Source organism: Sulfuriferula sp. (assembly GCF_054605375.1).
The window spans coordinates 37,556-62,339 of the sequence record NZ_JBTSEG010000013.1; the positions used below are offsets into that span (position 1 = coordinate 37,556).

Genomic DNA, 24,784 nt, shown 5'->3' on the forward strand with positions numbered 1-24,784 from the left:
TTATTTTTTGCGTTTCAGAATGGGTTTCAAATATTGCCCGGTATAACTGGCTGGTTTGGCGGCCACTTGCTCCGGGGTGCCGGCAGCAAGAATCCGGCCGCCGCCCTCACCGCCTTCAGGCCCGATATCCACTACCCAGTCCGCTGTCTTGATCACATCCAGGTTGTGCTCGATTACCACAACCGTGTTGCCTTGATCCGCCAATCGATGAAGTACCTTGAGCAGCATGTCGATATCCTGAAAATGCAGGCCAGTGGTGGGTTCGTCGAGGATATACAAAGTGCGTCCCGTGTCGCGTTTGGAAAGTTCCAGCGACAGTTTGACACGCTGTGCTTCGCCACCGGACAGGGTGGTGGCGGCCTGTCCCAACTTGATATAACCGAGACCCACGTCGAGTAGTGTTTGCAATTTGCGTGCAACGACGGGCACGGCATTGAAGAAGGCATGCGCGTCCTCAACGGTCATTTGCAGTACTTCGTGAATGGTCTTGCCCTTGTACTGGATTTCCAGCGTCTCGCGATTATAGCGTTTGCTGTGGCACACATCGCAGGGCACATAGATATCCGGCAAGAAGTGCATTTCCACCTTGATGACCCCATCGCCTTGACAGGCTTCGCAACGTCCACCTTTGACGTTGAAGGAAAAACGTCCCGGGCCGTAGCCGCGTTCGCGAGCTGCCGGCACTCCGGCGAACAGTTCGCGGATTGGAGTGAACAGGCCCGTATAAGTTGCCGGGTTGGAACGCGGGGTGCGCCCAATCGGGCTTTGGTCGACGCTGATAACCTTGTCAAATAATGCCAGTCCCTGGATATCGGTATGCGCTGCGGGTTCTGCTGCAGAACCATACAGATGCCGCGCCATTGCGGCATAGAGAGTGTCATTGATAAGGGTGGATTTGCCGGAGCCGGACACGCCCGTGATGCATACCAGTAATCCGGCGGGCAGTTTTAGCGTCACATTCTTTAGATTGTTGCCGGTTGCGCCGGTGAGGATCAACATGCGTTCCGGGTCCGGGATGCGACGTGCTTCGGGCAGAGCGATGCCGCGTCGCCCGGACAGGTAATCACCGGTCAGCGAGGCCGGATTGGCGAGTATGTCGGCGGGTGTCCCTTCGGCGACCACACATCCGCCATGCTCGCCCGCACCGGGACCCATGTCTACCACGTAATCGGCAAGACGGATGGCATCCTCATCATGCTCCACCACAATCACCGTATTACCGATATCGCGCAGGCGTTTCAAGGTACCAAGCAGGCGTTCATTGTCGCGTTGGTGCAGGCCGATGGAGGGCTCATCCAGCACATACATCACCCCGGTCAGCCCGGAACCGATTTGCGAGGCGAGCCGGATGCGCTGTGCCTCGCCACCGGAAAGCGTGTCGGCGGAACGGTCCAGCGACAGATAATCCAGTCCGACATTATTGAGAAAGGTCAGCCGGACGGCTATTTCCTTGATGATGCGGTCTGCAATCGCTTGCTTGTTACCGGATAATTTCAAGGTTTCAAAGAAGCTTTGCGCCTGCTTGAGCGGCAGCGCCGACAGCGCATAGATGGTCTGGTTGCTGACGAATACATGGCGTGCCTCGCGGCGCAGGCGCGTGCCGGCACAGCTTGGACAAGGTTTGTTGTTGAGATATTTGGCCAGCTCCTCGCGCACGACGCTGGAATCGGTTTCACGGTAGCGCCGTTCCAGATTTGCAATGATGCCTTCAAAAACATGGCTGCGGGGTTTGCGTTCACCCGGGTAGCGGAACGCGATCTTTTCCTTGTCCCCGCCATGAAGCAACATCAGCTGGAGCGGATGAGGCAGTTGTTCGAACGGCGTATCCAGATCGAATCCATAGTGCAAAGCCAGGCTTTGCAGCATATGAAAATAAAATTGATTGCGCCAGTCCCAACCTTTGACTGCGCCCGAGGCCAGCGACAGGTGAGGAAAGGCCACCACGCGTTTGGGGTCGAAATACTGGATGGCGCCCAGCCCGTCGCACTTGGGGCAGGCACCCATAGGATTGTTGAACGAAAACAGGCGTGGCTCGAGTTCCTGCAGTGAATAATCGCATACCGGGCAGGAGAAGCGCGCGGAGAACAAGGTCTCCTTTCCACTATCCATTTCTACTGCCAATGCGCGACCATCGGCATGGCGTAATGCGGTCTCGAATGATTCGGCCAGACGCTGTTTGGCATCGGCACGTATCTTCAGACGGTCTACGACGACTTCAATGGTGTGCTTTTTGTTCTTGTCGAGTTTGGGCAGGGCATCCATTTCATGAACCTTCCCGTCAATGCGTGCACGCACAAAACCCTGCGCGCGCAACTCATCGAATAGATCAAGGTGTTCGCCCTTGCGTCCGACTATCAGCGGTGAGAGCACCATCAACTTGGTATCTTCAGGCAGCGCCAGCACATGATCTACCATTTGTGAAACGGTCTGTGCAGCGAGTTCGATATGGTGATCGGGACATTGCGGCGTGCCGACACGGGCGAACAACAGACGCAGGTAGTCGTGAATTTCGGTGACGGTGCCCACGGTAGAGCGAGGATTATGGCTGGTGGCTTTTTGCTCGATGGAAATAGCAGGGGACAGCCCCTCGATCAGATCCACGTCGGGTTTTTCCATCAGCTGCAAAAATTGCCGTGCATAGGCCGACAATGACTCTACGTAACGGCGCTGTCCCTCGGCATAGAGTGTGTCGAAAGCCAGTGATGATTTGCCCGAACCGGACAGACCGGTAATCACCACCAGCTGGTTGCGGGGTAGATCGAGATTGATGTCTTTCAGATTGTGGGTGCGGGCACCGCGAATGCGGATGTATTCCATTGGATTGCATATTCCTGAATGAATGGAACCAGCGGGGCGCAGACTGCTCAAAAAGAGCGGACATCCCGTGGTTAAATGCCTTTTCCGGGTTAAGCGGAAAAGGCTAACCTGTTAATATACCGACTTTTGAGAGCGTGCCCAAATCCATGCAGCCATCCGAAAAAATGACCCCCACCGAGTTACGCGCCAGTATTGGCCTTGCCAGCATATTTGGCTTGCGTATGTTAGGAATGTTCCTGATTTTGCCAGTATTCGCACTTTACGCCGAACATCTTCCCGGCGGGGCGAATCACACCATGATCGGTTTGGCGCTGGGTGCCTACGGGCTGACCCAGGCGGCACTGCAATTGCCATTCGGTATTGCGTCGGATAAATTCGGGCGCAAGCGCATGATTTACTTCGGTCTTGTTTTATTTGCCGTGGGCAGTTTTGTGGCTGCCTATGCAACCACGATCGAAGGCATTATTCTGGGCCGGGTAATTCAGGGCGCCGGGGCAATTTCGGCGGCCGTCACCGCTTTGTTGGCCGACTTGACGCGTGAGGAGCATCGCACCAAGGCGATGGCCATGATTGGCGGAACCATAGGCGTAACCTTTGCGGTGTCGCTGGTACTGGGACCTGCCTTGTATCAGTTTATCGGGATGCCGGGAATATTTGCGATGACCGGCATATTAGCGATCGCCGCGCTGGCGGTGGTCAAGTGGGGTGTTCCAGATCCACTGGTCAGTCGCTTCCATGCGGATGCCCAAGCCAACACTGCAAGGCTCGGCGGGGTGCTCAAGGATGTCCAGCTGCTGCGGCTCAATTTCGGCATTTTTTCATTGCATGCTGCGCAAATGGCGATGTTTGTCGTGCTGCCTTTTGCCCTGCGCAATACCAGTAATCTGGATATCAACCACCAATGGGAAATCTATCTGCCGGTGGTGGTCGTGGCATTTGTCCTGATGGTGCCGGCCATTATTTATGGCGAGACGCGCGGTAAGCTGAAGCAGGTATTCGTGGCTGCCATAGCGACCATGCTGGCTGCCCAACTGGGCATGTCCGCCAGCATGCATCATTTCTGGGGCATAGTGGCTGCGCTTACACTGTATTTTGTGGCATTCAATATACTTGAAGCCACGCTGCCTTCGCTGATCTCCAAGCTTGCCCCCACTACGGCAAAGGGCACGGCGATGGGGGTGTATAATACTTCGCAGTCTCTGGGGCTGTTTTTTGGTGGTGCTGCGGGCGGCTGGCTGTCGCAGCACTATGGGTTTTCTGCGGTGTTCATGTTCAGTTCCGGTCTGATGCTGATTTGGCTGGTGACTGCAGCAGGGATGCGTACTCCACCTGCAGTGAAAACCCGCATGTTTCACGTCGGACCCATGGATACCAACCGGGCCGGGCAGCTTACCCGTCACCTCGGCGCGTTATCCGGCGTGGTCGAAGCTGCTGTGATTGCTGAAGAGGGTGTGGCCATACTGAAAGTTGCATTGCATGGCTGGGATGAGCAGGGCGCGCTTAATTTGATAGGGGAGGCAATATAATGGCATCGGTTAATAAAGTAATTCTGGTGGGAAATCTGGGCAAGGACCCGGAGGTGCGCTATGCACCCAGCGGTGATGCGATCGCCAATGTGACTTTGGCAACGACTGAAAACTGGAAAGATAAAAACGGTGAGAAACAGGAAAAAACCGAATGGCATCGCGTCTCATTTTTCGGGAAAACGGCTGAAGTGGTCGGTCAGTATCTGAAAAAAGGCAGCCAGGTGTATGTGGAAGGCCGCATCCAGACGCGCAAATGGACCGACAAGGAAGGCCAGGAACGTTACACCACCGAAATTGTTGCCGACAAAATGCAGATGCTGGGCAGTCGTGGCGGCTCAGCCAGTATGGATAACGATAGTGGGGAGAGCCGTCGTCCGGCAGCTGCCCGCCCGGCCGCCGCATCAAATAGTCCGGCAAATAAATCCAGCGGTTCGAGCTTTGACGACATGGAAGACGATATTCCGTTTTGATGGGAGCTGCCCAGGTTAAATTTGTTGAGCCGGGCATAACAGAAAGTCTCTATACCCGTTTTCTCGATACGCTGACGCGATTTGGCCGAGAGCGTCAGGCACTGGAGGACATTCGTCAGCCACGCTATAGCTACGGAGAATTGCTCAAAATTACGCTGGCGCTGGGACGGCTGGTAAGTAAAATCACCGCGCCGGATGAGCATGTTGGCGTATTGATGCCCAATCTTGCCAGCACAGTGGGGCTGATGCTGGGCATGAATGCCTACCGGCGCGTTCCGGCCATGCTCAACTACACGGCAGGCGTGCAAAATCTGCTTGATGCCTGTGCTGCTGCACAAGTTAAAACCGTGATCACTTCACGGCAATTTCTCAAGACCGCTGAACTCGAACAACAAGCTGTAATGCTAGGCGAACAGGTGCGTTTGGTTTATCTGGAAGACATGCGTGCCAAATTCGGCTGGCTGGATAAAGCCTGGCTGATTGGCTATGCGATGCGGTTCCCGGCACGCGCCACCAGCCCTGGCAACGCAGATAGTCAGGCGGTTGTGTTATTTACCTCAGGGTCGGAAGGCAGGCCGAAAGGCGTGGTGCTATCCAACCATGCGCTGCTTGCCAATGTGGATCAGATTTGCGCCGCGATCGATTTTTCTGCGGATGAAAAATTCTTCAATGCGCTGCCCATCTTTCATTCTTTCGGTTTGACGGCGGGCGTATTGCTGCCCTTGCTTACCGGCGTGTCCAACATGCTCTATACCACGCCGCTGCATTACAAACAGATACCCGAAATGATTCGCGAACGTGGATGCACGGTACTGTTTGGCACCAGTACATTTTTTGGAAATTACGCAAAGTATGCCTCAGTGGAAGATTTCCACAGCCTGCGTATTGTGGTGGCCGGGGCTGAAAAACTGGCGGAATCGGTACGCGAGATATGGCGTAACAAATTTGGTATCGAGCTTTTGGAAGGCTACGGAGCGACTGAAACCGCGCCGGTGCTGGCGGTAAATCCGCTGACGGATATACGTCATGGCAGCGTGGGGCATTTATTGCCCGGTGTGGAGGCGCGGGTGGTACCTGTTCCGGGGATTCGTCGCGGCGGTGTGCTGCATGTGCGGGGACCGAATCTGATGCTGGGTTATTATCGTGTCGAGCACCCCGGTGTGCTGGAGGCGCCAGTCTCGGAAGTCGGATCGGGCTGGTACAATACAGGCGATGTCGTAGACATTGACCATGATGGTTTCGTCCATATTATCGGACGCGTCAAGCGCTTTGCCAAAGTGGCGGGAGAGATGATCTCGCTGGAAATGGTAGAGGCGATAGCAATTAAAGCGGCGCCGGATTTTCAGCATGGAGCGGCAACGGTATTGGACGAGCAGCGTGGTGAGGCAATTGTGTTGTTTACTACAGCGCCTGGTTTGTCGCGCGAGCGCTTGCTGGAAGCGGCCAGATTGATGGGGATGCCGGAAATCTCCGTGCCGCGTCGCTTTGAATACATTGAGAGCTTGCCCGCATTGGGTACGGGTAAAGTGGACTATGTATCGCTGCAGGAGATGGCTAGAAGTACATAAAACCGATAGCCGGTTACCCGCAGGTTGCAAATAAAAAATAAGAAGGAAAGAGGGAGAAACATGCAATCAGCAATGCTGCGTCTGATTACAGGACTTGCACTGCTCGGGAGCGGGCCTTTGTGGGCAGATACAGGAAGATTACCTACCGAGACCGATTATCTTGCCGACTTGCCGGTAGTGTTGTCCGCGTCCCGGCTATTGCAGCCGCAACAGGAGGCCCCTGCTGCGGTGACGGTAATTGATCAGGAAATGATCCGTGCCTCGGGTTTTCGCGAGATTCCAGATTTGCTGCGCCTGGTGCCGGGGTTTAGCGTATCCAATTACGCCGGCAATATTCCTGTGGTGACCTACCATGGCATGAGCGACGCCTATTCGCGACGCATGCAGGTGCTGGTGGATGGTCGCTCTATCTACAACGTCGGTTTTGGCCAGGTCAACTGGCGTGATCTGCCGCTGGCGATCGAGGATATTGAGCGTATCGAGGTGGTCCGCGGCCCCAATGCGGCAACTTACGGGCCGAATGCTTTTTTGGCGGTGATCAATATCATTACCAAGCATCCCTCGCAAACCCAGGGTAGCACCGCCTCTCTAACGGTGGGTGACAATAGTGTGCGTGATGGCATGTATCGTTATGGCGGCCAACACGATGCGCTGGATTACCGCATTACCGTGGCGCAGAAACAGGATCAGCGTTATTCAATGTTGCCCGATTTGTCGCGTGACCGGCTGGTCAACCTGCGTGCGGATTATCATTTGAATACCACGGATGAACTGACGGCGGAAGCGGGTTATAGCGAAGGAAACTGGCAGAAAGGTTTTCCCAACGATTTTTCCTATCCTGCGCATAATCAGTATTCCGTGAGTGATTTCGCGCAAATAAAATTCCGCCGGGCGCCTGATACCGATAGCGAATGGTCGCTGCAATTCAATCACTCCCACAATCGTGTGCGGGAAGAATGGAGTGTATTTCTGGGGCCACCAGCACTCCAATTATTGCCGCCCCCTTTGCCGCCTACACTTAACTATCCGGTCAATCTTAACTACGAAGCTTATCGTGACAGCCTTGAGTTTCAGATGATTACCAATCCACGCCAGGATGTACGCCTGGTGTGGGGCGCGGAGGTGCGGCGTGATCAGGTTACTTCAGCCAGCTATCTGGGTTCAAATCAAGTCTTGGGGGGTAATCTATACCGGCTGTTTCTCAATGGCGAGTGGCGTGCTACTTCGCATTGGCTGGTACAGTCCGGCGCGATGCTGGAGAAGCAGTATTATGGAGGTGCTACATTCTCACCACGTCTGGCCGTGAACTATCTGATCAACCAGGATCATGCCCTCCGTGCCAGTATCAGCAAGGGTTATCGTTCACCCACCCCGGTGGAGGAGAGGGCGAATTTTCGTTACACCTACAATGGGCTTTTGCTCAATCAAGTTGCGCTGAACAATGGTGGGCTGAGCTCCGAGCAGGTGGTGTCGCGTGAAATCGGTTACGTCGGTGATTTCCGCAAAGTGAGACTGACCGTAGATGCGCGAGTGTTTCACGACACTTATAGCAAATTGATAGGCCAGATCAAGCAATACTATGCGCCGGGTACCGAGATTCTTGACCCCTACAATGGTTACACAACGACTCGCAACCTGTATGACGCCACGCTCACCGGGGCGGAATTCCAGTTGCGCTGGCGCCCGCTGGCAGGCAGCCTGATCGTGCTCAACCAGGCTTGGACAAAAGCGCGTTCTTCCGATCAAGATACACGCTATTCGGTACCACGCCATCAGACCAGCCTGCTGGTCAGCCAGGAATTCCAGGGTGGATATCAGGCCAGTATGGGCTATTATCAGGAAGCTGCCATGACCTGGCTGGGTGAGGGTGACCCGGTGCACCGTTATGAACGGATCGATGCACGCATTGCCAGGCGCTGGCGTGATGGTGCGCACGAGACCGAGTTGGCGCTGGTCGGGCAAAGCCTGAATGGGCCTTATAGTGAATTCCGGCCGGAAACGCATTTTGAGCGGCGTGCTTTTGTGACACTGACACTGGGCTGGTAAAGATGAAAATTATTCTGGCCGATGATCATGCACTGTTTCGCGAAGGTGCTCGGCATCTGTTGCAGCAGTTGGGCGGGGGCGATATTGAAGTGCTGGAAGCGGCTACCTGTCAGGAGGCCATCATTCATGCCGATCTGCATGAAGATGTCGATCTCGCATTGCTCGATCTGCACATGCCGGGCGTGACTGGCGTCGAGTGCGTCGTGCATTTTCAGGCGGCTCATCCTGAAGTGCCGGTGGTGGTGTTGTCGGGTTCCGAATCTCGCCCCAATGTGCAGGCGGTGCTGGATGTCGGAGCGCTGGGCTATATCCCCAAATCTTCCTCCAGTCAGGTCATGCTCTCGGCAATTCGACTCGTATTGTCGGGAGGCATCTATCTGCCTCCACTGGTAATGGATCAAGAATTGAACCCGGTGGAAGCGGCCATTGCCTCTCGGCTGGCTTCGCGTGCTCAGATGCCCTGTTGTTTGACTGAACGGCAAATGGATGTGCTCAAGCTTCTTGCTGCCGGCAAGCCCAATAAACTGATCGCCCGAGAGTTGGGGCTGGGTGAAGGGACGATCAAAGTCCATCTGGCCGGGATTTTCCGTGCCCTCGAAGTGAACAATCGTACCGAGGCGGTGATGGAAGCACAACGGCGCAAATTGCTATAAGCCTCTGCGGACAGTAATTCATGTGCAATTTGTCATGGCGAGACTTCCGTACCTTTTTACGGAGGAATGGCAGTGGGCAAAAAAGAACCCCCGCTTCTATACAGATAGAAAATGGGGGTTAAGCGGCAGACTGTGTCGCACAGCTTGCGCGATATTTGAAATTGGGTTGGTTGGTTTTCGTTATTGCCAGCTCAAATAAATCGGTTTTGTTGCACTTGGTTTATGCGTAAGCCAGTGAAGCAATTATCCCAGTTGGGCAGAAAATCGGAACCTGTCATTCGGCCTAGTTTTAGATAAAACAATGAATTACGCTACCAAATGAATTAATCCTGATGGTCTAGGCCATCAAAAGGCATCACGCTGGTCAGATCACGGATGACAATCCATCCTGCACGCTAAGCAACAAGATTTAGGGGACAAGTCAGCAGAGATGGGCAAGCTGAGCTATCGAAGACCGGATTTTGGTAGTGCCGAGCTATGGCTGGCGGCATTGTTGCTGTGTATTGGCATGGTGACCGAAGCCAGTGCATGTCAGGTGATACTGGTATTGTCCGAACGAAACACGCCGTATCTAGAGTTCGCAGTGTATTCCACAGCGGCTCAGATTGGTCGGCCGATTGCTGGAATAATCAGGCGTCGGCCATTCGTGTTGCCACCACAAGCGCCACGTTATTTTAATGTGCGGGTTAACCGCAATGTGGTGCGTGTGCTGTCTCCCAATATTCCGTCTGGTGCGCAACTGCTTTCAGCATTGCGCATGGAGTCACCGCTTTGAATCGATGGGGTTTGCGACAGCACGCCATGTTATTGGGAATGCTGCCGGCATTGATCATTGCGCTGATTCTCGGGGTGTATTTCAGTTACAGCCGCATCCATGATGCCGAGCAGGCGTTACGCGAGCGCGGCATAGCGCAAGCCCGGTATTTGGCTGCAGCGGCAGAGTATGGTGTGGTTACACATAATCAGGAATTTTTGAAAAACCTGCTGAGTGCGCAGCATGCCGAGGCCGGCGTTGGTTTTGCAGCTATCTACGATGAACAATTCAAATTGCTTGCTGCCGTTGGCGAGTTACCAACGGCGCTTGAAGGCACGACAGCGCAAATGGAGGCCGGTGGCCGGCTGATTTTTACTGCGCCGATTAATCTGGCACCTCTGCATGCGACAGATCTTTTTACCTTGCGCAGCCATGTCACCGATAAGGCCGGACAACGTGTGGGCTGGGTGCGGGTGGGCATGTCATTGGCGCATCTGGCAGCCATCAATCGCACCATGTTGCTTACCAGCGCAGGCATTTGCCTGTTGGTGATGGTATTGGGTATGGCGCTGGCATTGCGTCTGTCGAGAAATGTAACCAAACCGATTCGTGAAATGCTGGCTGTGGTGCATGCCATTGGTGCCGGCAGTCTGCATGCGCGAGTGGAGCACGATGCCGGCGGTGAATTGGGCGCGCTGCAGGTTGGCATCAATCAGATGACAGAAGATATCAGCAATTCGCGACGTGGCCTGCAGCTACGAATTCAGGAAGCGACAGCCGCGCTGGCTGAACAAAAAGACGCCGCTGAGCATGCCAATATCGCCAAGTCAAAGTTTCTGGCTGCGGCCAGCCATGATTTGCGTCAACCTATCCATGCGCTGGGCTTGTTTCTGGCTGCGCTGAAGGAGACGCTGCATGAACCGGAACAATTGCGGATATTGGCCAATATCGAAGCTTCGGTGGCTGCAATGGAAGGTTTGTTCAATTCCTTGCTGGATATTTCCCGACTTGATGCGGGTGTTCTGGAAGTGCACGAACGTGTGTTTCCGGTTAACCGGGTACTTGATCGGATACGCACCGAATTTACCCAGCAGGCCGAAACAAAAGGGCTGAAGCTATTGGTCGTGCCTAGCCGGGCATTGTTGCTGACCGATCCCCTGTTGCTGCAACGCGTATTATTCAATCTGGTATCGAATGCGCTGCGCTACACGGATTCAGGTGGCGTTGTCGTAGGTTGCCGCCGCCGGGATTCACGAGTGCTGATCGAAGTTTGGGATAGTGGCAGAGGCATTCCGGAAGACTGTCAGCGAGATATTTTTGAAGAATTCGTCCAGCTGCACAACCCCGAGCGAGCGCGCGGAAATGGACTCGGACTGGGATTGGCCATTGTCGAGCGCGTGACGCGATTGTTGAATTGCCCACTGAGCCTGCGCTCGCGTCCGCAACTGGGCTCGGTGTTTACTGTCAGCGTGGCGCAATCCTTGCCGGGTACAGAAATAGAGGACTTGCGTGACCCGGGGCGGCGTACCTTGTCCGGACAAATGCAGGGGCTGGCTGTCGTCATTGATGATGACGAAGAAATCCTTGCCGCCATGCGCAGCCTGCTGACCGGCTGGGGATTGCGCGTGATTTCCGCGACGACGGGCAGTGATGCGCTTGCGCAGCTGGATCAGGTGCCGGACGTATTGTTATGCGATTACCGTTTACGCGACGGCGAGATCGGACTGGATGTGATCGTCAGGTTTCGCGCCAGTTTTGGCACGCAAATACCGGCAGTCCTGATTACCGGAGATACCGCTCCGGAATCGGTACGTGCGATCAAGGTGAGTGGTCATGCGCTACTGTACAAGCCGGTGCGGCCGGCCAAATTGCGGGTATTGCTGTCGAAAATGCTGCCCCACTTGTAATGTCCTGAAAAATCCATATATCAGACATTCTTAATGTACAATAACGGGTTGAATTGTTAACCGTTTTTTCAGGAGTCTGCTATGCCTATCTACGCTTATAAATGCGCTGCTTGTGGCCACGCCGAAGACATCATGCAAAAAATGTCAGCGGCCGCACTGACCGTGTGCCCGCAATGCGGCAAGGACAGCTTCAGTAAACAGCTTACCGCGGCCGGCTTCCAGCTTAAAGGCAATGGTTATTACGCGACTGATTTCAAAGGTGGAGCAGCCCCCAAGAAAGAAGAGGCCGCAGCGTCTGCACCGGCTTGTGGGACCGGCACCTGTCCAGCGTGTCCGTAAACGGACGCTACAGCAAGCTGCCAGGGGATAGCTCGATATGAAGCGTTACTTTATCACCGGGCTGCTGATCTGGGTGCCACTGGGGATTACACTGTGGGTGCTTAATCTCATCATTGGCAGCATGGATCAATCCCTGCTGCTGCTGCCGCAGGCGTGGCGGCCAGAGGCCTGGTTAGGAATGCATCTGCCGGGGTTGGGTGTGGTGCTGACTTTGGCGGTGATTTTGCTTACCGGTTTGGTGACGGCCAATATCATTGGCCAGCGTTTGCTGTTGTTTTGGGAAAGCTTGCTGGGAAGAATTCCAGTAGTAAAATCCATTTATTACAGCGTAAAGCAGGTATCGGACACCTTGTTTTCGGGTTCGGGCGAGGCGTTTCGTAAAGTGTTACTGGTCCGCTACCCGCATCCGGATGCGTGGTCTCTGGCATTCCAGACCAATATTCCGGGTGGTGTGGCTGGTAATCTGGATGCGGAATACGTGGGGGTCTTTATTCCTACGACACCCAGTCCGGTGAACGGGTTTTATTTTTTCGTGAAAAAAACAGACACCATAGAGCTAAATATGAGTGTGGATGTGGCCCTCAAATATATCGTTTCCATGGGCGTTGTGTCGTCGCCTGACACTCAGGTATTGGTCAATCATTCCAGCCATTAAGCAGTTCCAATTCTTCAACAATACAAATTCAAAATTATCATGCGCACCCATTACTGCGGCTCTGTAAACCGCACCCATCTGGACCAAACCATCACACTGTGTGGCTGGGCTCATCGCCGCCGCGACCACGGCGGAGTGATTTTCATTGATCTGCGCGACCGCGAAGGGATGGTGCAGGTGGTCTGCGATCCCGATCGCGCTGATACTTTCAAAATCGCCGAGGATGTACGCAGCGAATACGTGTTGAAAATTACCGGCCGTGTACGCTCCCGTCCGGAAGGTACGATTAACACCAATCTTCCGACCGGAGAGATCGAGGTGCTGGCGCTGGAGATGGAAGTGCTCAATGCGTCCGCCACGCCGCCATTCCAGCTGGATGACGAAAACCTGTCCGAGAACGTGCGCCTCACCCATCGCTATCTTGACCTGCGCCGTCCGGCGATGCAGAACAATATGCGATTGCGTTATCGCGTGGCCAAAACTTTGCGGGATTATCTCGACGTCAATGGTTTCATGGAAATCGAAACGCCGATGCTGACGCGTTCAACGCCGGAGGGCGCTCGCGACTACCTGGTGCCGTCGCGTGTGCATGCAGGCATGTTCTACGCGCTGCCGCAATCGCCACAGCTGTTCAAGCAATTGCTGATGGTGTCCGGTTTTGATCGCTATTTCCAGATCACCAAATGTTTCCGCGACGAGGATTTGCGCGCGGATCGCCAGCCCGAATTTACCCAGGTGGATATTGAAACCTCGTTCATGTCCGAAGAGGAGATCATGAATCTGGTGGAAGCCATGATCCGCGAGATGTTCAAAAAGGTCATGGACGTGGATTTACCCAACCCGTTTCCGCGTATGGCATACAGCGAGGCAATGAATCGTTATGGTTCCGACAAGCCCGACATGCGTGTGGCGCTGGAATTGGTCGAATTGACCGACCTGATGAAAACCGTGGACTTCAAGGTGTTTCGCGGTGCAGCAGACATGCCGGGTGGCCGGGTGGCTGCAATGAAAGTACCTGGCGGTGCAGAGTTGTCGCGCAAGGAGATCGACGACTACACTGATTTTGTCAAAATCTACGGCGCCAAAGGCCTGGCTTACATCAAGGTCAACGATGTGACCCGGCTCAATGAGACCGGTTTGCAATCGCCCATCGTCAAATTCCTGCCGGAAACCGCGTTGGCCGAGATCATCACGCGCACCGCTGCAGGTAATGGCGATCTGATTTTCTTCGGCGCGGACAAAGCCGGCGTCGTCAATGACGCGCTGGGTGCGCTGCGCAGCAAGGTCGGCCACGAAAAAGGCCATGCCGTAAATGAATGGAAGCCGCTGTGGGTAGTGGATTTCCCGATGTTTGAATACAACGAAGGCGAGCAGCGCTGGGATGCATTGCACCACCCGTTTACCGCACCCAAGCCAGGCCACGAAGGATTGCTGGAAAGCGATCCGGGTGCCGCATTGTCACGCGCCTATGACATGGTGCTGAATGGTTGGGAAGTGGGCGGCGGATCGGTGCGTATCCATCAGGAAGCGGTTCAGGAAATCGTGTTCCGTGCACTGGGTATCAGCCAGGAGGAGGCACGCGAGAAATTTGGTTTCCTGCTGGATGCCCTGCAATTCGGTGCTCCACCACACGGCGGCCTGGCATTTGGCCTGGATCGGCTGGTGGCGTTGATGGCCGGAGCGGAGTCCATCCGCGATGTAATCGCCTTCCCGAAAACCCAGCGCGCCAATGATTTGATGACACAGGCGCCGAATGCGGTCGATGAGCGTCAGTTGCGTGAATTGCACGTGCGTTTGCGCAATGTCGAGGCGGCAAAAGCATAAAACTTTAGCCGTCGCCGGAGCAAGGCGATTATTTCAGCGCGGCAAGTACCGATTGCTCGAAGTGCTGGGCCTTTGATGAACTGGCGACGGCGCCGAGTATTTTTTTGCACTTGGCCACTTCCGCCAGCAATTCGCCTTGTGTGCTGGCCTGTGCGAGTTTGTCGATGTGTGAGGATTTGGCGCCAAACAACGCCGTCATCATGTCCACCGCGTGGCGCTTGGCATCTTCAAAGCGGTTGCCGCTGTTCGTGCTGCGGTGCATGGCATGATCCAGCTTGTCAGCCAGATCATCGTGACTGCTTTCTTTGAAATCGGCGCTGAGACTTGCCTGTGCGGACGCCTCGCTACTGGCGCAAATCAATCCCAGCTTCAGCATGTCTTGCAGTGTGCCTTCCAGGTCGCTAATGCCTGGCATGGATTTAGCCACTTGCGCTACCGATAATGTACCATCCAGTACGAACAGTAATTGCCGGCAACGTGGCCTGAGGCCGAGTTTGGGCTGTTGCAGTTCGTCCCGGCCAAGCGGGGTGCGGATATAGCAGGGTGTCGTATCCATCTTCGGTCTCCATTTTTTGTTTTATTCTGGTAACTTTATACCAATATTTACCGTAATAACGGTAATTACTGGCTGATCTTGAGAAAGTACATGGGGCGATCCTATAAACAGCCGGTTTCCGTGCTGGTCGTTATTTATACGCTGGACCTGCAAGTACTGCTGCTGGAGCGTGCGGACCAGCCGGGTTTGTGGCAATCCGTAACGGGAAGCCGGGATGGTGAGGAAACCCTGCTGCAAACAGCGGTACGAGAAGTAGCGGAAGAAACAGGACTGGAGACGCAATGTTTCCAGCTGAGCGACTGGGGTTATCAAAACACTTTTTCCATTTACCCGCAGTGGCGTCATCGCTACGCGCCGGGCATCACGGAAAATACCGAGCATGTATTTGGCTTGATGTTGCCCAAAATATTACCCATCATAGTGTCACCGCGCGAGCACCTGGGCTATACATGGTTAAGCGTGGAGGCCGCAGCAGAAAAATGTTTTTCACCCAGCAATGCCGAGGCAATCAGACGATTGATCCGGTAAACCAGTTGATACAAGGTTCCGGTTTAAATTTCAGGTGGCTGGCTTTGTCACGGAACTGACATATTTCCTCTATAGGATGCTCAGGTTATTTTGTAAATAATAGGTAGGTGTCCATGAGACTGCATGACCTGTTGCTGGATATCCTGAAAAAAGAGACGCTCCAGGCTGTTTTTCAGCCCATTATGGATTTAAAGGCGGGGCAGTTAATTGGATATGAGGGACTCATACGCGGCCCTTCCGATAGCCCGCTACATGCCCCCATCAAATTGCTGAGTACAGCCGAACAATTCGGTTTATCCGGCCGCATCGAGTCATTGTGCGTAGTTACTGTACTGGATAAGTTTATCAAGCGTGCGCTCCCGGGGCGCCTGTTCTTGAATATCAGTCCGCTGGGTTTGCTGGAAGGTTGTTTGGCAACTGATAAAGTTCAGGCGCTCCTGAATAGAGAAGATTTTCCGCGCGACCGTATTGTTTTCGAGATTACCGAAAGTTCGCCCAAGATGGCGTTGGCGCCAGTTATAGAAGCCGTCATGGCATTGCGTGCACAAGGATTCCAGATTGCGCTGGATGATTTGGGTGAAGGTTTTTCAAGTCTCAGACTGTGGTCAGAATTGCAGCCGGATTATGTCAAGATAGACAAGCATTTCGTCCATGGAATTCATCAGGATCCAACCAAGCTGCAATTTATCCGTTCCATCCAGCAGATCGCCGAGAACGGCGGTGCCCGTCTGATTGCGGAAGGGATTGAAAACCGGGCGGAATTTCAGATCATCAAGGACATGGGCATCTGTTTCGGGCAAGGTTATTTTATTGGCCACCCGCTTGATCGCCCGGCCCATTCACTTGGTCCGGAAGTGCTGGAGTGTATGGCCAGCGCGCAAATTTGTGTTTATCCGCATACGCAGAAGATCGATGCACGTAAACATCTATCCAGAAAGTTATTGATGGATGCGCCTTCAGTATCGCCCAATGCGATGAGCGAAGAGGTGCTCAATGTATTGCAAGCGCATCCCAAGCTCCATGCCTTGCCTGTGGTTAAGGATGGTGTGCCAGTTGGATTGATCAATCGTAGTCTGCTGATTGATCGATTTTCAAGGGTGTATACGCGTGAGTTGTATGGGCGTAAGCCATGCGCCATGTTCATGGATAGCGACCCGTTGATCGTCGATATCAAAACGCCGGTGGCCGAGCTGAGTCAGTTGGTCGTCAACAAGGGAAAAAGCAATTTTGCCGATGGCTATATCTTCACCGATCAAGGGCAGTATCTGGGTGTAGGCTCAAGTTTTGATCTGATGCAGGAAATCACCGATTTGCAAATCCAGGCGGCGCGCTATGCCAACCCCTTGACCCTGCTGCCCGGAAATGTGCCGATCACCGAACATACGGAACGTTTGCTGGAAAATCAGCAGACATTTTGTGCGTGCTATGCCGATCTGGATCATTTCAAGCCCTTCAACGATGTGTATGGGTATCGCAAGGGTGACGAAGTGATTCAGATGACTGCCAACCTGCTCTCAATCCATTGCGATCCGGACATGGATTTTGTCGGGCATATCGGTGGCGATGACTTTTTTATATTGTTCCAGAGCCTGGATTGGGAACAGCGCTGCCGCAGGATGCTGGATGCGTTTGATAGCAATCTGGCACAGATGCTGTCATCCCGGATTCTGGCAGACGGCGGTTATGAGGCGGAAGACCGGCGCGGCAACATGGAATTTCATCCTTTTCCGGCGTTGTCTATCGGGATAGTGCAAGTAACGCCGGGACGCTTTGCCGGGCATTACGAGGTCGCCGCCGCTGCAACAGAAGTCAAGAAAATGGCGAAACGTACGCTGGGTTCCAGTATCTATATTGATAAACGTAGCAGCGCACAGGAACGCGTACAGCCGCGCGCTGCCGCTTAGCGAATCAGGATCTAATCCGCTTCCTGGAGCATCACGCTGACGCTGCGGCCGCAGGAGTTGCTATATCATATGGCCATGAGCATCGTTCTGCGCGTCGCCAGCTATAACATCCATAAAGGGTTTTCCCACTTTAACCGACGCATGGTCATTCATGAGCTGCGCGAGCGGCTGCGCGCCTTGTCCGCTGATGTCGTGTTTCTTCAAGAGGTGCAGGGTAGCCACGCTGGTCATGCAGCGCGTTTCGCCAACTGGCCCACAGCACCTCAATATGAGTTTCTTGCTGACAGCGTATGGACGGACTTTGCCTATGGCAAGAACGCCGTATACGATGCCGGTCACCACGGCAATGCCATCCTGTCGCGCTACCCCATTCTGCGTTGGGAAAATCTGGATATTTCTGCCCACGCCTACGAATCACGTGGTCTGTTGCATGCCGAGATGGCGGTGCCAGGGATGAAGCAGGCGCTGCATTGTCTATGCGTACACATGGGTTTGTTCGAGCGTGGCCGCACTGTGCAGATGCATTTGCTGGCTGAGCGCATCCGTAGCGCAGTCCCGGACGATGCGCCGCTCATTATTGCCGGTGATTTTAACGATTGGCGCATCCGAGCCGGGAAACAACTGGCTCAGGAACTGGGATTGAGAGAGGTGTTCGAGCTTGCCAATGGCAGTCCTGCGCGCAGTTTTCCATCGGCATTTCCCATGTTTCACCTCGATCGTATTTACGTACGCGGTTTTGACGTGGCCGACGCGAGCGTCATGCAAGGACCCTACTGGCGGCGTATTTCAGACCACGCTGCGCTGACGGCGACGCTCAGGCACACATGACGCCAGGTCTTCTGTCGGGTAATCGTATTACGCTGCTGCAGAATGGCGTGGAATTTTTTCCTGCGTTGCAAACAGCCATCGATGCTGCGCAACATGAAGTTCATCTGGAAACCTATATTTTCACAAATGATGCCACTGGACGCACGATTGCCGCTGCCTTATCGCGTGCCGCATTGCGCGGTGTAAAAGTGTATTTGATGCTGGACGGCTTCGGCAGCAAGGCATTGTCATCCGAGTTATTGAACGGGATGCGCCGCGACGGGGTTGAAATCCTGATTTTTCGTCCTGAGCCCGGCCTGTTGCATTTGCGTCGCAACCGCCTGCGCCGTCAGCATCGCAAGCTCAGCATGATCGATGCGCGCATCGCGTTCGTGGGCGGCATTAATATCATTGACGATATGGATACTCCCGGCCAGATTCCACCACGTTACGACTATGCGGTACAGGTAGAAGGGCCGGTCCTGGTCCAAATCGCGCCCGTGATGCGGCGCTTGTGGAAATTGGTAACGTGGACACAGGGTCGCAGGCCGCAGCGGATGCATTCAGTGTCCGTTCAAGCGGCTTCGGTGGGCGAACAGCATGCCACCTTGCTGGTGCGCGACAACCTGCGCCACCGGCGCGATATTGAAGAAGCCTATCTGGATGCCATCAATGCAGCGCGCAGTGAAATCATCATTGCCAATGCGTATTTTCTGCCGGGTATGCGTTTCCGGCGTGCCTTGATCGAAGCGGCCGAGCGTGGTGTCAAGGTTTCCTTGTTGCTGCAGGGCAGGGTGGAATACCGTCTGCTGCACTATGCGTCGCGCGCGCTTTACGGGCAATTCCTGATGGCGGGGATAACCATATGCGAATACCACAAGAGTTTTTTGCACGCCAAAGTAGCGGTAATCGACCAGCGCTGGGCTACGGTGGGCTCCAGTAATATTGACCCGTTCAGTCTGTTGCTGGCGCGCGAGGCCAATATTGTGCTCGAAGACCATGCATTCGCCGGCCAGTTGCACGCCAGTCTGCAAGCCGCCATTGATACAGGCAGCCAGTGCCTGATCCATGACCGTTGGCTGCATCGGCCCTGGTACAAGCGCAGTCTCGCCTGGCTGGCTTACGGCGTAGTGAGGTTCATGATGGGCATGTTGGGCTATGGCAAGCTCAACTGATGAATTTAATTGATGACCTGCCGGAGATGCGCCAGCTGGACTATGCTGACAGACTGGAGGGAAAATCCCATGCTCACATCCATTGCCAGTGTCATGTTCCACGTAGACCGCAAACTCGGCCCGACTGAAAAGGACGCGATCGAAGACTGCGTACGAGAAGATCCCTGTGTCATCAGTGCCCATGTGTCCCAATTCGCTCCGCACCTCATGCTGGTTGCCTACAACCCCGACTGCACCAGCATGCACGCCATCCATCAAAATCTTGTCGAGCGCGGGGTGGATGTACAACTAGTAGGCCTGTGATTATTGTGAAATACAACTGGCTCCGGGAGAAACATATCCGTCTATCCCGGAGGGGATCGCTTTCAGCGTACAGGCGATTTCAGGGGCGTATATAGGCATAGCCTTGTTGTTGTTTATGCATGATTTCGGGCACACCGGATTTAACGTAATCCAGCTTGGGGAGCATGTCGTCCTTGGTCAGATTGGTTTTTCGCATGGTGTTTTCGCAGGCAACCACTTTGATGCCACTGGCAATTGCATCCTCCACCCTGTTGCCGACGGGTGAGTCGAGTTTCAATATTGGCAGGCCAGGCCCGTAAGCCACAATTTCAATATCCACATTGCCTTTACCGATGTCCTCCTGCACATTTTGGGCATTATTCAATGCAAGAGCCCACTTTTTCGGATCATTGTCACTCACTTGAATGACAACCTTTTGCCGGGTGGCAGCGGTAGCGTGGTCTGATTGCAAATTCGCCGCCACGACAGGTGGAATAGCTGTCCCCGTCAAAGCGAGCGCGAGTAGAAAATGAATAATGGGTCTTTTTTTCATGATGTCTCCTTCCAGTATCGGGTGGGTTATTGCTCTATGTGTGCAGAACAAATCCTGCTATTCCCACTATTGCGATATGCCGGATTTAAGGAAAGTGTTCTAAACGCAAAAAATTTGTGTATGCCAGACATTCACGACTGTGCATTTGCACAGTCGTGAATGTATAAATCGGGTATAAAATCAAAACGATACTTACTGAGCGGGCGAGTTTATGCCGAGATTGCCATTTGTTTATCAGCTTGCACTTGCGCCGGCAGTCGTCATTGCACTACTGGTTGTGCTGATAGGCTATTCATTGTTTGGTTTGGCTCAAATTCGACATGAAAATGAGGTGGTGCGGCAATGGGTGCGCATTACCGATCATCTGCACCTGGCAATGGAAGCTGGCTACCGGCTTCAAAAAATAGCCACGCATCAGTTCGAGCCTGCTGCAGGGCCGGAATATCTCGAACAAGCGACCATTCTTTCCGGAAATCTGCTGTATCCCGAAGTGCTCTACAAGATGCCTTCGCATCTAAGGGCGCTTGTGGAGAAAGAACTGCCGATCATCAATAGCCGGGACGGATTCAATCCCGTACCCGCCAAAACGGCGCTCGTGGCTTTAATGCCAAAACTGGAGGCATTCAATGGCGCCTTATGGGATGGAAAACGCGCAGCGTATGCGAATTACTACACCCGGCTCAATAGCGTGATTGCAAATTTGGCGGAGACTTCACTATACATATTGCTGGCGTGCCTGCTTCTGGCCGTGGTGCTATCGGCGATTACCGTGCGCTCGGTGCGCACGCGGCTGGGCACCCTTGCCCGGCAAACCCGATTACTATGCAGCGGGAATCTGGTGCCCGTAGATTCTCCTTCACGTATCCGTGATGAATTTGACGAACTGGCCCATTGCGTTGCCGACATGACCCGGCGCCTGCTCAATGTGGTTGCCGTGGAAAAAGTGCTGCAAGGTGCTGAACACGAACGCAAGCGCATCGCCATGGACCTGCATGACCAGGCGCTGGCCGATTTGACAGCCGCTGCACGGATGCTGGAATCCGCAGAAAAGCATCCGCTTGGCGGTGCGGAACAAGCGCAACAATTGCTTATGCTCGGGCAGGAAATCGGCAACATTTCCACCGGCATACGGCGCATTATCGACGACCTCCATCCGCAAACGCTGGACATCCTCGGCCTGGAGGCCGCAACACGTTCTTTTTTGGAGCGCAATGCGACAGCATCGATGGACTGGGCTCTTCACTTCGAACAGGCTGCCGAACAAGCGCTTACCGAGTTTCAGCGTGTTAATTTATTTCGTATCATCAGTGAATCCGCCACCAATGTCTTGCAACATGCGCATGCCTCAGTGGGAGAAATTGCTTTGCGTATCGTCGACGACCACATGGTATTAACGATTGATGACGATGGTATCGGGCTTGCGGCAGATGCGATTTCCGGCACACCGGGACACGGGCTCTCCAATCTGCGCCAGCGTGCCCGTGCAATGGGTGCCGTATTCAGTCTTGAGCACTCACGGTTCAATACTGGCACGCGGCTGGATTTTCGCTGGCTGCTTGCAGCATCGCGCGAAACGAGTTTTCATCCATGAACGCTCACCAGACGCTGATAGTCGCGGAGGATAATCACAGGGATCGCAGTTTCCTGATCGAATCACTCACGCCACGCCAAATACTGGTTGCAGAAAACGGTATGGAAGCTTTATCGCTGTGCGCCGAACTAAATGAGCCATGGGTCATTACGGATATCCAGATGCCCAAAATAAACGGCATTGAACTGGCCCGCAGAGTATGGGAAAGCAAGCCAGCCGCGCGTTTTCTGTTTTGGTCGCAATACGATGACGAGATGTACGTACGCGCGCTCGCAAAAATAGTCCCGGCAGAAACCGTGTATGGCTATGTCCTGAAAAATAATTCGCTGGCGGTTCTGGAAAAAGCGGTGAAGGCGGTTTTCGAGGAATGCCAGTGCTGGATCGATCCGCACGTGCGCCCGGTGCAGGCTCGGGCGCATAAACACGCCACGTCGATTTCCGACATCGAATTCGAAGTCCTGATTGATCTGGCTCTGGGGCTGACAGATAACGCCATCGCAGAGCGGCACTATTTGTCCCGGCGCGGTGTCCAGAATCGACTCCAATCGCTTTACATGAAACTGGGCGCGAATGCGGAAGGCTATACTTTGTGCGACAGCGAACTGATTAACGTGCGGATGCGCGCCGTGGCGCTTGCCCTGCAGCGCGGATTGATCAATCCATTCGAACTCCAGAAAGAGGAAGAGAAATTGACTGCCTGGATCAAGTTTCAAAACAGCCGTGCGTGAAGGCAGGAGGTGCCCTGTGAGATGGAAACCATTCACCATCCTTATTCTAGGTATGCTGGCGTGCCTGGGTAGTGTGAGCGCTAAGGACATGGTCGCCCCATACGGAACCGCCACGGTTCAAACACGTCCGACCCCCGTCCTGAATACCGTATTCGACGTGAGCTATGACGACCCGCAGAAACTGGATCTGCTCTACGATTTTGTGCAAAATACCCGCAAGGTCACACGCGGAAAAGTCGCGATCGTGACTCATGGTCCAGAACTCAGGGCCTTTGCCAAAGAAAACTATACAAAATATCAGGTTATTGTCGACAAGATGGCTGCGCTGGCAAAAGAAGGCGTGACGTTTTACATGTGCAGCAATGCCATGAAAGTAGCCGGTTATAAGCCCGAGGATATGGATGGTTTCATTACCGTAGTGCCATCCGGTTTTGCGGAAATTGCCTACCTGGAATACAAGGGCTACCAGTACATCAATCCCACGCCGTTATCAACCAGGGATATACGTCGGAAGAAGTAGATCCAGCAAATCCGTTGTTCGGTAATTTCGTCACATCCTCACCGTAGTGTTTGCCTAAAAATATAGGAGCATGAGCACCCTACCAAACATTACCGCTTCTTTCCCAGCAATGACCCCAGCACCCCGCGTATGATGCGTCGGCCCATTTCCGTGCCGATGGCACGGGCGGCGCTTTTGGCCATGGCTTCCATCGCGCCCTGGCGGCCACGGCTGCCGCTACTGCCGCCGAAAATGGTGCCCGGCAGGCCGCCATTATCTGCTTTGGTTTCGGCGTGTTGCGCAGCTGTTACAGCCGTCTGTTCGGCGCGGGCTTTGAGTTTTTCGTAGGCGGATTCCCGGTCTACTTCTTTTTCATAATGTCCGGTAACCAGCGAACCGGCGATGACGGCCTGGCGTTGCGCGGCGGAAATGGGGCCGATCTGGCCCTGCGGCGGCAGGATCAGGGCGCGCTCGACCATGCCGGGGCGGCCTTTTTCGTCGAGGAAGGACACCAGTGCTTCGCCGACTCCCAGTTCGGTGATGACGCTTTCCTCGTCGAGTTGGGGGTTATCGCGCATGGTTTCGGCTGCGGCCTTGACTGTTTTCTGATCGCGCGGGCTGAAGGCGCGCAGAGCGTGCTGGACGCGGTTGCCGAGTTGAGACAGCACCTTGTCGGGCACATCGGCCGGGTTCTGGGTGACAAAGTACACCCCCACGCCCTTGGAGCGGATGAGCCGTACCACCTGTTCGATTTTATCCACCAGTGCCTGCGGGGCATCGTTGAACAACAGGTGCGCCTCATCAAAGAAAAAGACCAGCTTGGGCTTGTCCAGATCGCCTGCCTCGGGCAGGTTTTCGAACAGTTCTGACAGCAGCCACAGCAACAGCGTGGCGTAGGTCTTGGGCGATTGCATCAACTGATCGGCGCACAGGATGTTGATCATACCGCGCCCTGCCGGGTCGGTCTGGATCAGGTCAGCGATGTTCAGCATCGGTTCGCCGAATATTTTCTCGCCCCTCTGGCTATCCAGTTCCAGCAGGCCGCGCTGGATGGCGCCGATACTGGCCGCGGAGACATTACCGAATTCGGTGGTGAATTCCTTGGCATTGTCGCCCACGTATTGCAGCATGGCGCGCAGGTCCTTGAGATCAAGGAGCAACAAGCCATTGTCATCGGCAATCTTGAAAACCAGGTTGAGTACGCCGGCCTGCGTATCGTTGAGATTAAGCATGCGCCCCAGCAACAGCGGCCCCATATCGGAGATCGTGGCCCGCACCGGGTGCCCCATGGTGCCGAAGGGATCCCAGAAGGTGACTGGATAGGCCTGGTAAGCAAAATCGGCCAGCGCGAGTTGTGTTACGCGGGCCTCTACCTTGGCGTTGCCGCCACCGGCTTGGGAGACACCGGACAGATCGCCCTTCACATCGGACATGAACACCGGCACGCCGATGGCTGAAAAATACTCGGCCATGACCTGCAGGGTGACGGTTTTGCCGGTGCCGGTGGCGCCTGTAATCAGGCCGTGGCGGTTGGCCATCTGGGGTAGCAGATACAGCGCTTGATCAGCTTGAGCGATATGCAGCGGCTTTGTCATTGTTCTG

Annotated in this window: 22 protein-coding genes; 18 read left to right on the forward strand and 4 right to left on the reverse strand. The window is 54.3% G+C overall.

Annotated elements, in window-relative coordinates:
* Complete coding sequence (gene uvrA / locus ACYCZJ_RS09110) at nucleotides 1-2,817, reverse strand: excinuclease ABC subunit UvrA (RefSeq protein ID WP_461553900.1); 2,817 nt, start codon at nucleotides 2,815-2,817, stop codon at nucleotides 1-3.
* A gap of 146 nt (nucleotides 2,818-2,963) precedes the next feature.
* On the opposite strand from uvrA, the gene ACYCZJ_RS09115 reads away from it, so the two are divergent.
* The 10 genes from ACYCZJ_RS09115 (at nucleotide 2,964) to aspS (ending at nucleotide 14,559) form a co-directional block, all read left to right on the forward strand.
* The gene (locus tag ACYCZJ_RS09115; protein WP_461553901.1) at nucleotides 2,964-4,343 is read left to right on the forward strand and encodes an MFS transporter; all 1,380 of its coding nucleotides are present in this window, start codon (nucleotides 2,964-2,966) and stop codon (nucleotides 4,341-4,343) included.
* Nucleotides 4,343-4,813: a single-stranded DNA-binding protein gene (gene ssb, locus ACYCZJ_RS09120; RefSeq protein ID WP_461553902.1), complete on the forward strand. Its 471-nt coding sequence runs from the start codon at nucleotides 4,343-4,345 to the stop codon at nucleotides 4,811-4,813. Before ACYCZJ_RS09115 ends, ssb begins: the two co-directional genes overlap by 1 nt.
* Nucleotides 4,813-6,381 (forward strand): AMP-binding protein, encoded by a 1,569-nt coding sequence (locus ACYCZJ_RS09125; RefSeq protein ID WP_461553903.1) that lies wholly within the window; start codon nucleotides 4,813-4,815, stop codon nucleotides 6,379-6,381. The genes ssb and ACYCZJ_RS09125 overlap by 1 nt, the downstream gene beginning before the upstream one ends.
* A 60-nt stretch (nucleotides 6,382-6,441) precedes the next feature.
* Nucleotides 6,442-8,427 (forward strand): TonB-dependent receptor plug domain-containing protein, encoded by a 1,986-nt coding sequence (locus tag ACYCZJ_RS09130; RefSeq protein WP_461553904.1) that lies wholly within the window; start codon nucleotides 6,442-6,444, stop codon nucleotides 8,425-8,427.
* Between the two features lie 2 nt (nucleotides 8,428-8,429).
* Nucleotides 8,430-9,080, forward strand: coding sequence for a response regulator (locus tag ACYCZJ_RS09135; protein WP_461553905.1), 651 nt, complete (start codon nucleotides 8,430-8,432; stop codon nucleotides 9,078-9,080).
* 430 nt (nucleotides 9,081-9,510) lie between these two features.
* Complete coding sequence (locus tag ACYCZJ_RS09140; protein WP_461553906.1) at nucleotides 9,511-9,855, forward strand: hypothetical protein; 345 nt, start codon at nucleotides 9,511-9,513, stop codon at nucleotides 9,853-9,855.
* Nucleotides 9,852-11,741 carry an ATP-binding response regulator gene (locus tag ACYCZJ_RS09145; RefSeq protein ID WP_461553907.1) on the forward strand — a complete coding sequence of 630 codons (1,890 nt, stop codon included), beginning with the start codon at nucleotides 9,852-9,854 and terminating at the stop codon, nucleotides 11,739-11,741. The genes ACYCZJ_RS09140 and ACYCZJ_RS09145 overlap by 4 nt, the downstream gene beginning before the upstream one ends.
* An 81-nt stretch (nucleotides 11,742-11,822) precedes the next feature.
* Nucleotides 11,823-12,080 (forward strand): FmdB family zinc ribbon protein, encoded by a 258-nt coding sequence (locus tag ACYCZJ_RS09150; RefSeq protein WP_461553908.1) that lies wholly within the window; start codon nucleotides 11,823-11,825, stop codon nucleotides 12,078-12,080.
* A gap of 37 nt (nucleotides 12,081-12,117) precedes the next feature.
* Entirely contained in the window at nucleotides 12,118-12,735 is a 618-nt protein-coding gene (locus tag ACYCZJ_RS09155) for a DUF502 domain-containing protein (RefSeq protein WP_461553909.1), read from the forward strand.
* 39 nt (nucleotides 12,736-12,774) lie between these two features.
* Complete coding sequence (gene aspS, locus ACYCZJ_RS09160) at nucleotides 12,775-14,559, forward strand: aspartate--tRNA ligase (RefSeq protein ID WP_461553910.1); 1,785 nt, start codon at nucleotides 12,775-12,777, stop codon at nucleotides 14,557-14,559.
* A gap of 28 nt (nucleotides 14,560-14,587) precedes the next feature.
* Here the strand turns inward: aspS and ACYCZJ_RS09165 are convergent, their stop codons facing one another.
* Complete coding sequence (locus ACYCZJ_RS09165) at nucleotides 14,588-15,115, reverse strand: hypothetical protein (protein WP_461553911.1); 528 nt, start codon at nucleotides 15,113-15,115, stop codon at nucleotides 14,588-14,590.
* 90 nt (nucleotides 15,116-15,205) lie between these two features.
* Here ACYCZJ_RS09165 and nudB point away from each other — a divergent pair, with 90 nt between their 5' ends.
* The 5 genes from nudB to ACYCZJ_RS09190 all read left to right on the forward strand — a co-directional run bounded on the left by nudB (nucleotide 15,206) and on the right by ACYCZJ_RS09190 (nucleotide 19,832).
* Nucleotides 15,206-15,643 carry a dihydroneopterin triphosphate diphosphatase gene (gene nudB, locus ACYCZJ_RS09170; RefSeq protein ID WP_461553912.1) on the forward strand — a complete coding sequence of 146 codons (438 nt, stop codon included), beginning with the start codon at nucleotides 15,206-15,208 and terminating at the stop codon, nucleotides 15,641-15,643.
* A 113-nt stretch (nucleotides 15,644-15,756) separates the two neighbouring features.
* The gene (locus tag ACYCZJ_RS09175; RefSeq protein ID WP_461553913.1) at nucleotides 15,757-17,547 is read left to right on the forward strand and encodes a GGDEF domain-containing protein; all 1,791 of its coding nucleotides are present in this window, start codon (nucleotides 15,757-15,759) and stop codon (nucleotides 17,545-17,547) included.
* A 75-nt stretch (nucleotides 17,548-17,622) separates the two neighbouring features.
* Nucleotides 17,623-18,375, forward strand: coding sequence for an endonuclease/exonuclease/phosphatase family protein (locus ACYCZJ_RS09180; RefSeq protein ID WP_461553946.1), 753 nt, complete (start codon nucleotides 17,623-17,625; stop codon nucleotides 18,373-18,375).
* Complete coding sequence (gene clsB, locus ACYCZJ_RS09185) at nucleotides 18,372-19,529, forward strand: cardiolipin synthase ClsB (RefSeq protein WP_461553914.1); 1,158 nt, start codon at nucleotides 18,372-18,374, stop codon at nucleotides 19,527-19,529. Before ACYCZJ_RS09180 ends, clsB begins: the two co-directional genes overlap by 4 nt.
* 69 nt (nucleotides 19,530-19,598) lie before the next feature.
* Nucleotides 19,599-19,832 (forward strand): hypothetical protein, encoded by a 234-nt coding sequence (locus tag ACYCZJ_RS09190; RefSeq protein ID WP_461553915.1) that lies wholly within the window; start codon nucleotides 19,599-19,601, stop codon nucleotides 19,830-19,832.
* Nucleotides 19,833-19,911: 79 nt separating this feature from the next.
* On the opposite strand, the gene ACYCZJ_RS09195 is transcribed toward ACYCZJ_RS09190, so the two are convergent.
* Nucleotides 19,912-20,364, reverse strand: a complete 453-nt coding sequence (locus ACYCZJ_RS09195) for a DsrE family protein (RefSeq protein WP_461553916.1) — start codon at nucleotides 20,362-20,364, stop codon at nucleotides 19,912-19,914.
* A 211-nt stretch (nucleotides 20,365-20,575) separates the two neighbouring features.
* Between ACYCZJ_RS09195 and ACYCZJ_RS09200 the strand changes: the two genes are divergently transcribed.
* The 3 genes from ACYCZJ_RS09200 to ACYCZJ_RS09210 are packed head-to-tail and all read left to right on the forward strand — an operon-like array spanning nucleotide 20,576 to nucleotide 23,203.
* Nucleotides 20,576-21,955 (forward strand): sensor histidine kinase, encoded by a 1,380-nt coding sequence (locus tag ACYCZJ_RS09200; protein ID WP_461553917.1) that lies wholly within the window; start codon nucleotides 20,576-20,578, stop codon nucleotides 21,953-21,955.
* Nucleotides 21,952-22,683: a response regulator gene (locus tag ACYCZJ_RS09205; RefSeq protein ID WP_461553918.1), complete on the forward strand. Its 732-nt coding sequence runs from the start codon at nucleotides 21,952-21,954 to the stop codon at nucleotides 22,681-22,683. The genes ACYCZJ_RS09200 and ACYCZJ_RS09205 overlap by 4 nt, the downstream gene beginning before the upstream one ends.
* A gap of 16 nt (nucleotides 22,684-22,699) precedes the next feature.
* Nucleotides 22,700-23,203, forward strand: a complete 504-nt coding sequence (locus tag ACYCZJ_RS09210) for a DsrE family protein (protein WP_461553919.1) — start codon at nucleotides 22,700-22,702, stop codon at nucleotides 23,201-23,203.
* 89 nt (nucleotides 23,204-23,292) lie between these two features.
* Here ACYCZJ_RS09210 and ACYCZJ_RS09215 read toward each other — a convergent pair whose 3' ends face one another.
* Entirely contained in the window at nucleotides 23,293-24,777 is a 1,485-nt protein-coding gene (locus tag ACYCZJ_RS09215) for a helicase HerA-like domain-containing protein (RefSeq protein WP_461553920.1), read from the reverse strand.
* Nucleotides 24,778-24,784: the final 7 nt, after the last annotated feature.

Coding starts and splice junctions, on each gene's coding strand:
- uvrA (WP_461553900.1), bottom strand. CDS start 2,817: ATGGAATACATCCGCATTCGCGGTGCCCGCACCCACAATCTGAAAGAC.
- ACYCZJ_RS09115 (WP_461553901.1), top strand. CDS start 2,964: ATGCAGCCATCCGAAAAAATGACCCCCACCGAGTTACGCGCCAGTATT.
- ssb (WP_461553902.1), top strand. CDS start 4,343: ATGGCATCGGTTAATAAAGTAATTCTGGTGGGAAATCTGGGCAAGGAC.
- ACYCZJ_RS09125 (WP_461553903.1), top strand. CDS start 4,813: ATGGGAGCTGCCCAGGTTAAATTTGTTGAGCCGGGCATAACAGAAAGT.
- ACYCZJ_RS09130 (WP_461553904.1), top strand. CDS start 6,442: ATGCAATCAGCAATGCTGCGTCTGATTACAGGACTTGCACTGCTCGGG.
- ACYCZJ_RS09135 (WP_461553905.1), top strand. CDS start 8,430: ATGAAAATTATTCTGGCCGATGATCATGCACTGTTTCGCGAAGGTGCT.
- ACYCZJ_RS09140 (WP_461553906.1), top strand. CDS start 9,511: ATGGGCAAGCTGAGCTATCGAAGACCGGATTTTGGTAGTGCCGAGCTA.
- ACYCZJ_RS09150 (WP_461553908.1), top strand. CDS start 11,823: ATGCCTATCTACGCTTATAAATGCGCTGCTTGTGGCCACGCCGAAGAC.
- ACYCZJ_RS09155 (WP_461553909.1), top strand. CDS start 12,118: ATGAAGCGTTACTTTATCACCGGGCTGCTGATCTGGGTGCCACTGGGG.
- aspS (WP_461553910.1), top strand. CDS start 12,775: ATGCGCACCCATTACTGCGGCTCTGTAAACCGCACCCATCTGGACCAA.
- ACYCZJ_RS09165 (WP_461553911.1), bottom strand. CDS start 15,115: ATGGATACGACACCCTGCTATATCCGCACCCCGCTTGGCCGGGACGAA.
- nudB (WP_461553912.1), top strand. CDS start 15,206: ATGGGGCGATCCTATAAACAGCCGGTTTCCGTGCTGGTCGTTATTTAT.
- ACYCZJ_RS09175 (WP_461553913.1), top strand. CDS start 15,757: ATGAGACTGCATGACCTGTTGCTGGATATCCTGAAAAAAGAGACGCTC.
- ACYCZJ_RS09180 (WP_461553946.1), top strand. CDS start 17,623: ATGAGCATCGTTCTGCGCGTCGCCAGCTATAACATCCATAAAGGGTTT.
- clsB (WP_461553914.1), top strand. CDS start 18,372: ATGACGCCAGGTCTTCTGTCGGGTAATCGTATTACGCTGCTGCAGAAT.
- ACYCZJ_RS09190 (WP_461553915.1), top strand. CDS start 19,599: ATGCTCACATCCATTGCCAGTGTCATGTTCCACGTAGACCGCAAACTC.
- ACYCZJ_RS09195 (WP_461553916.1), bottom strand. CDS start 20,364: ATGAAAAAAAGACCCATTATTCATTTTCTACTCGCGCTCGCTTTGACG.
- ACYCZJ_RS09200 (WP_461553917.1), top strand. CDS start 20,576: ATGCCGAGATTGCCATTTGTTTATCAGCTTGCACTTGCGCCGGCAGTC.
- ACYCZJ_RS09205 (WP_461553918.1), top strand. CDS start 21,952: ATGAACGCTCACCAGACGCTGATAGTCGCGGAGGATAATCACAGGGAT.
- ACYCZJ_RS09215 (WP_461553920.1), bottom strand. CDS start 24,777: ATGACAAAGCCGCTGCATATCGCTCAAGCTGATCAAGCGCTGTATCTG.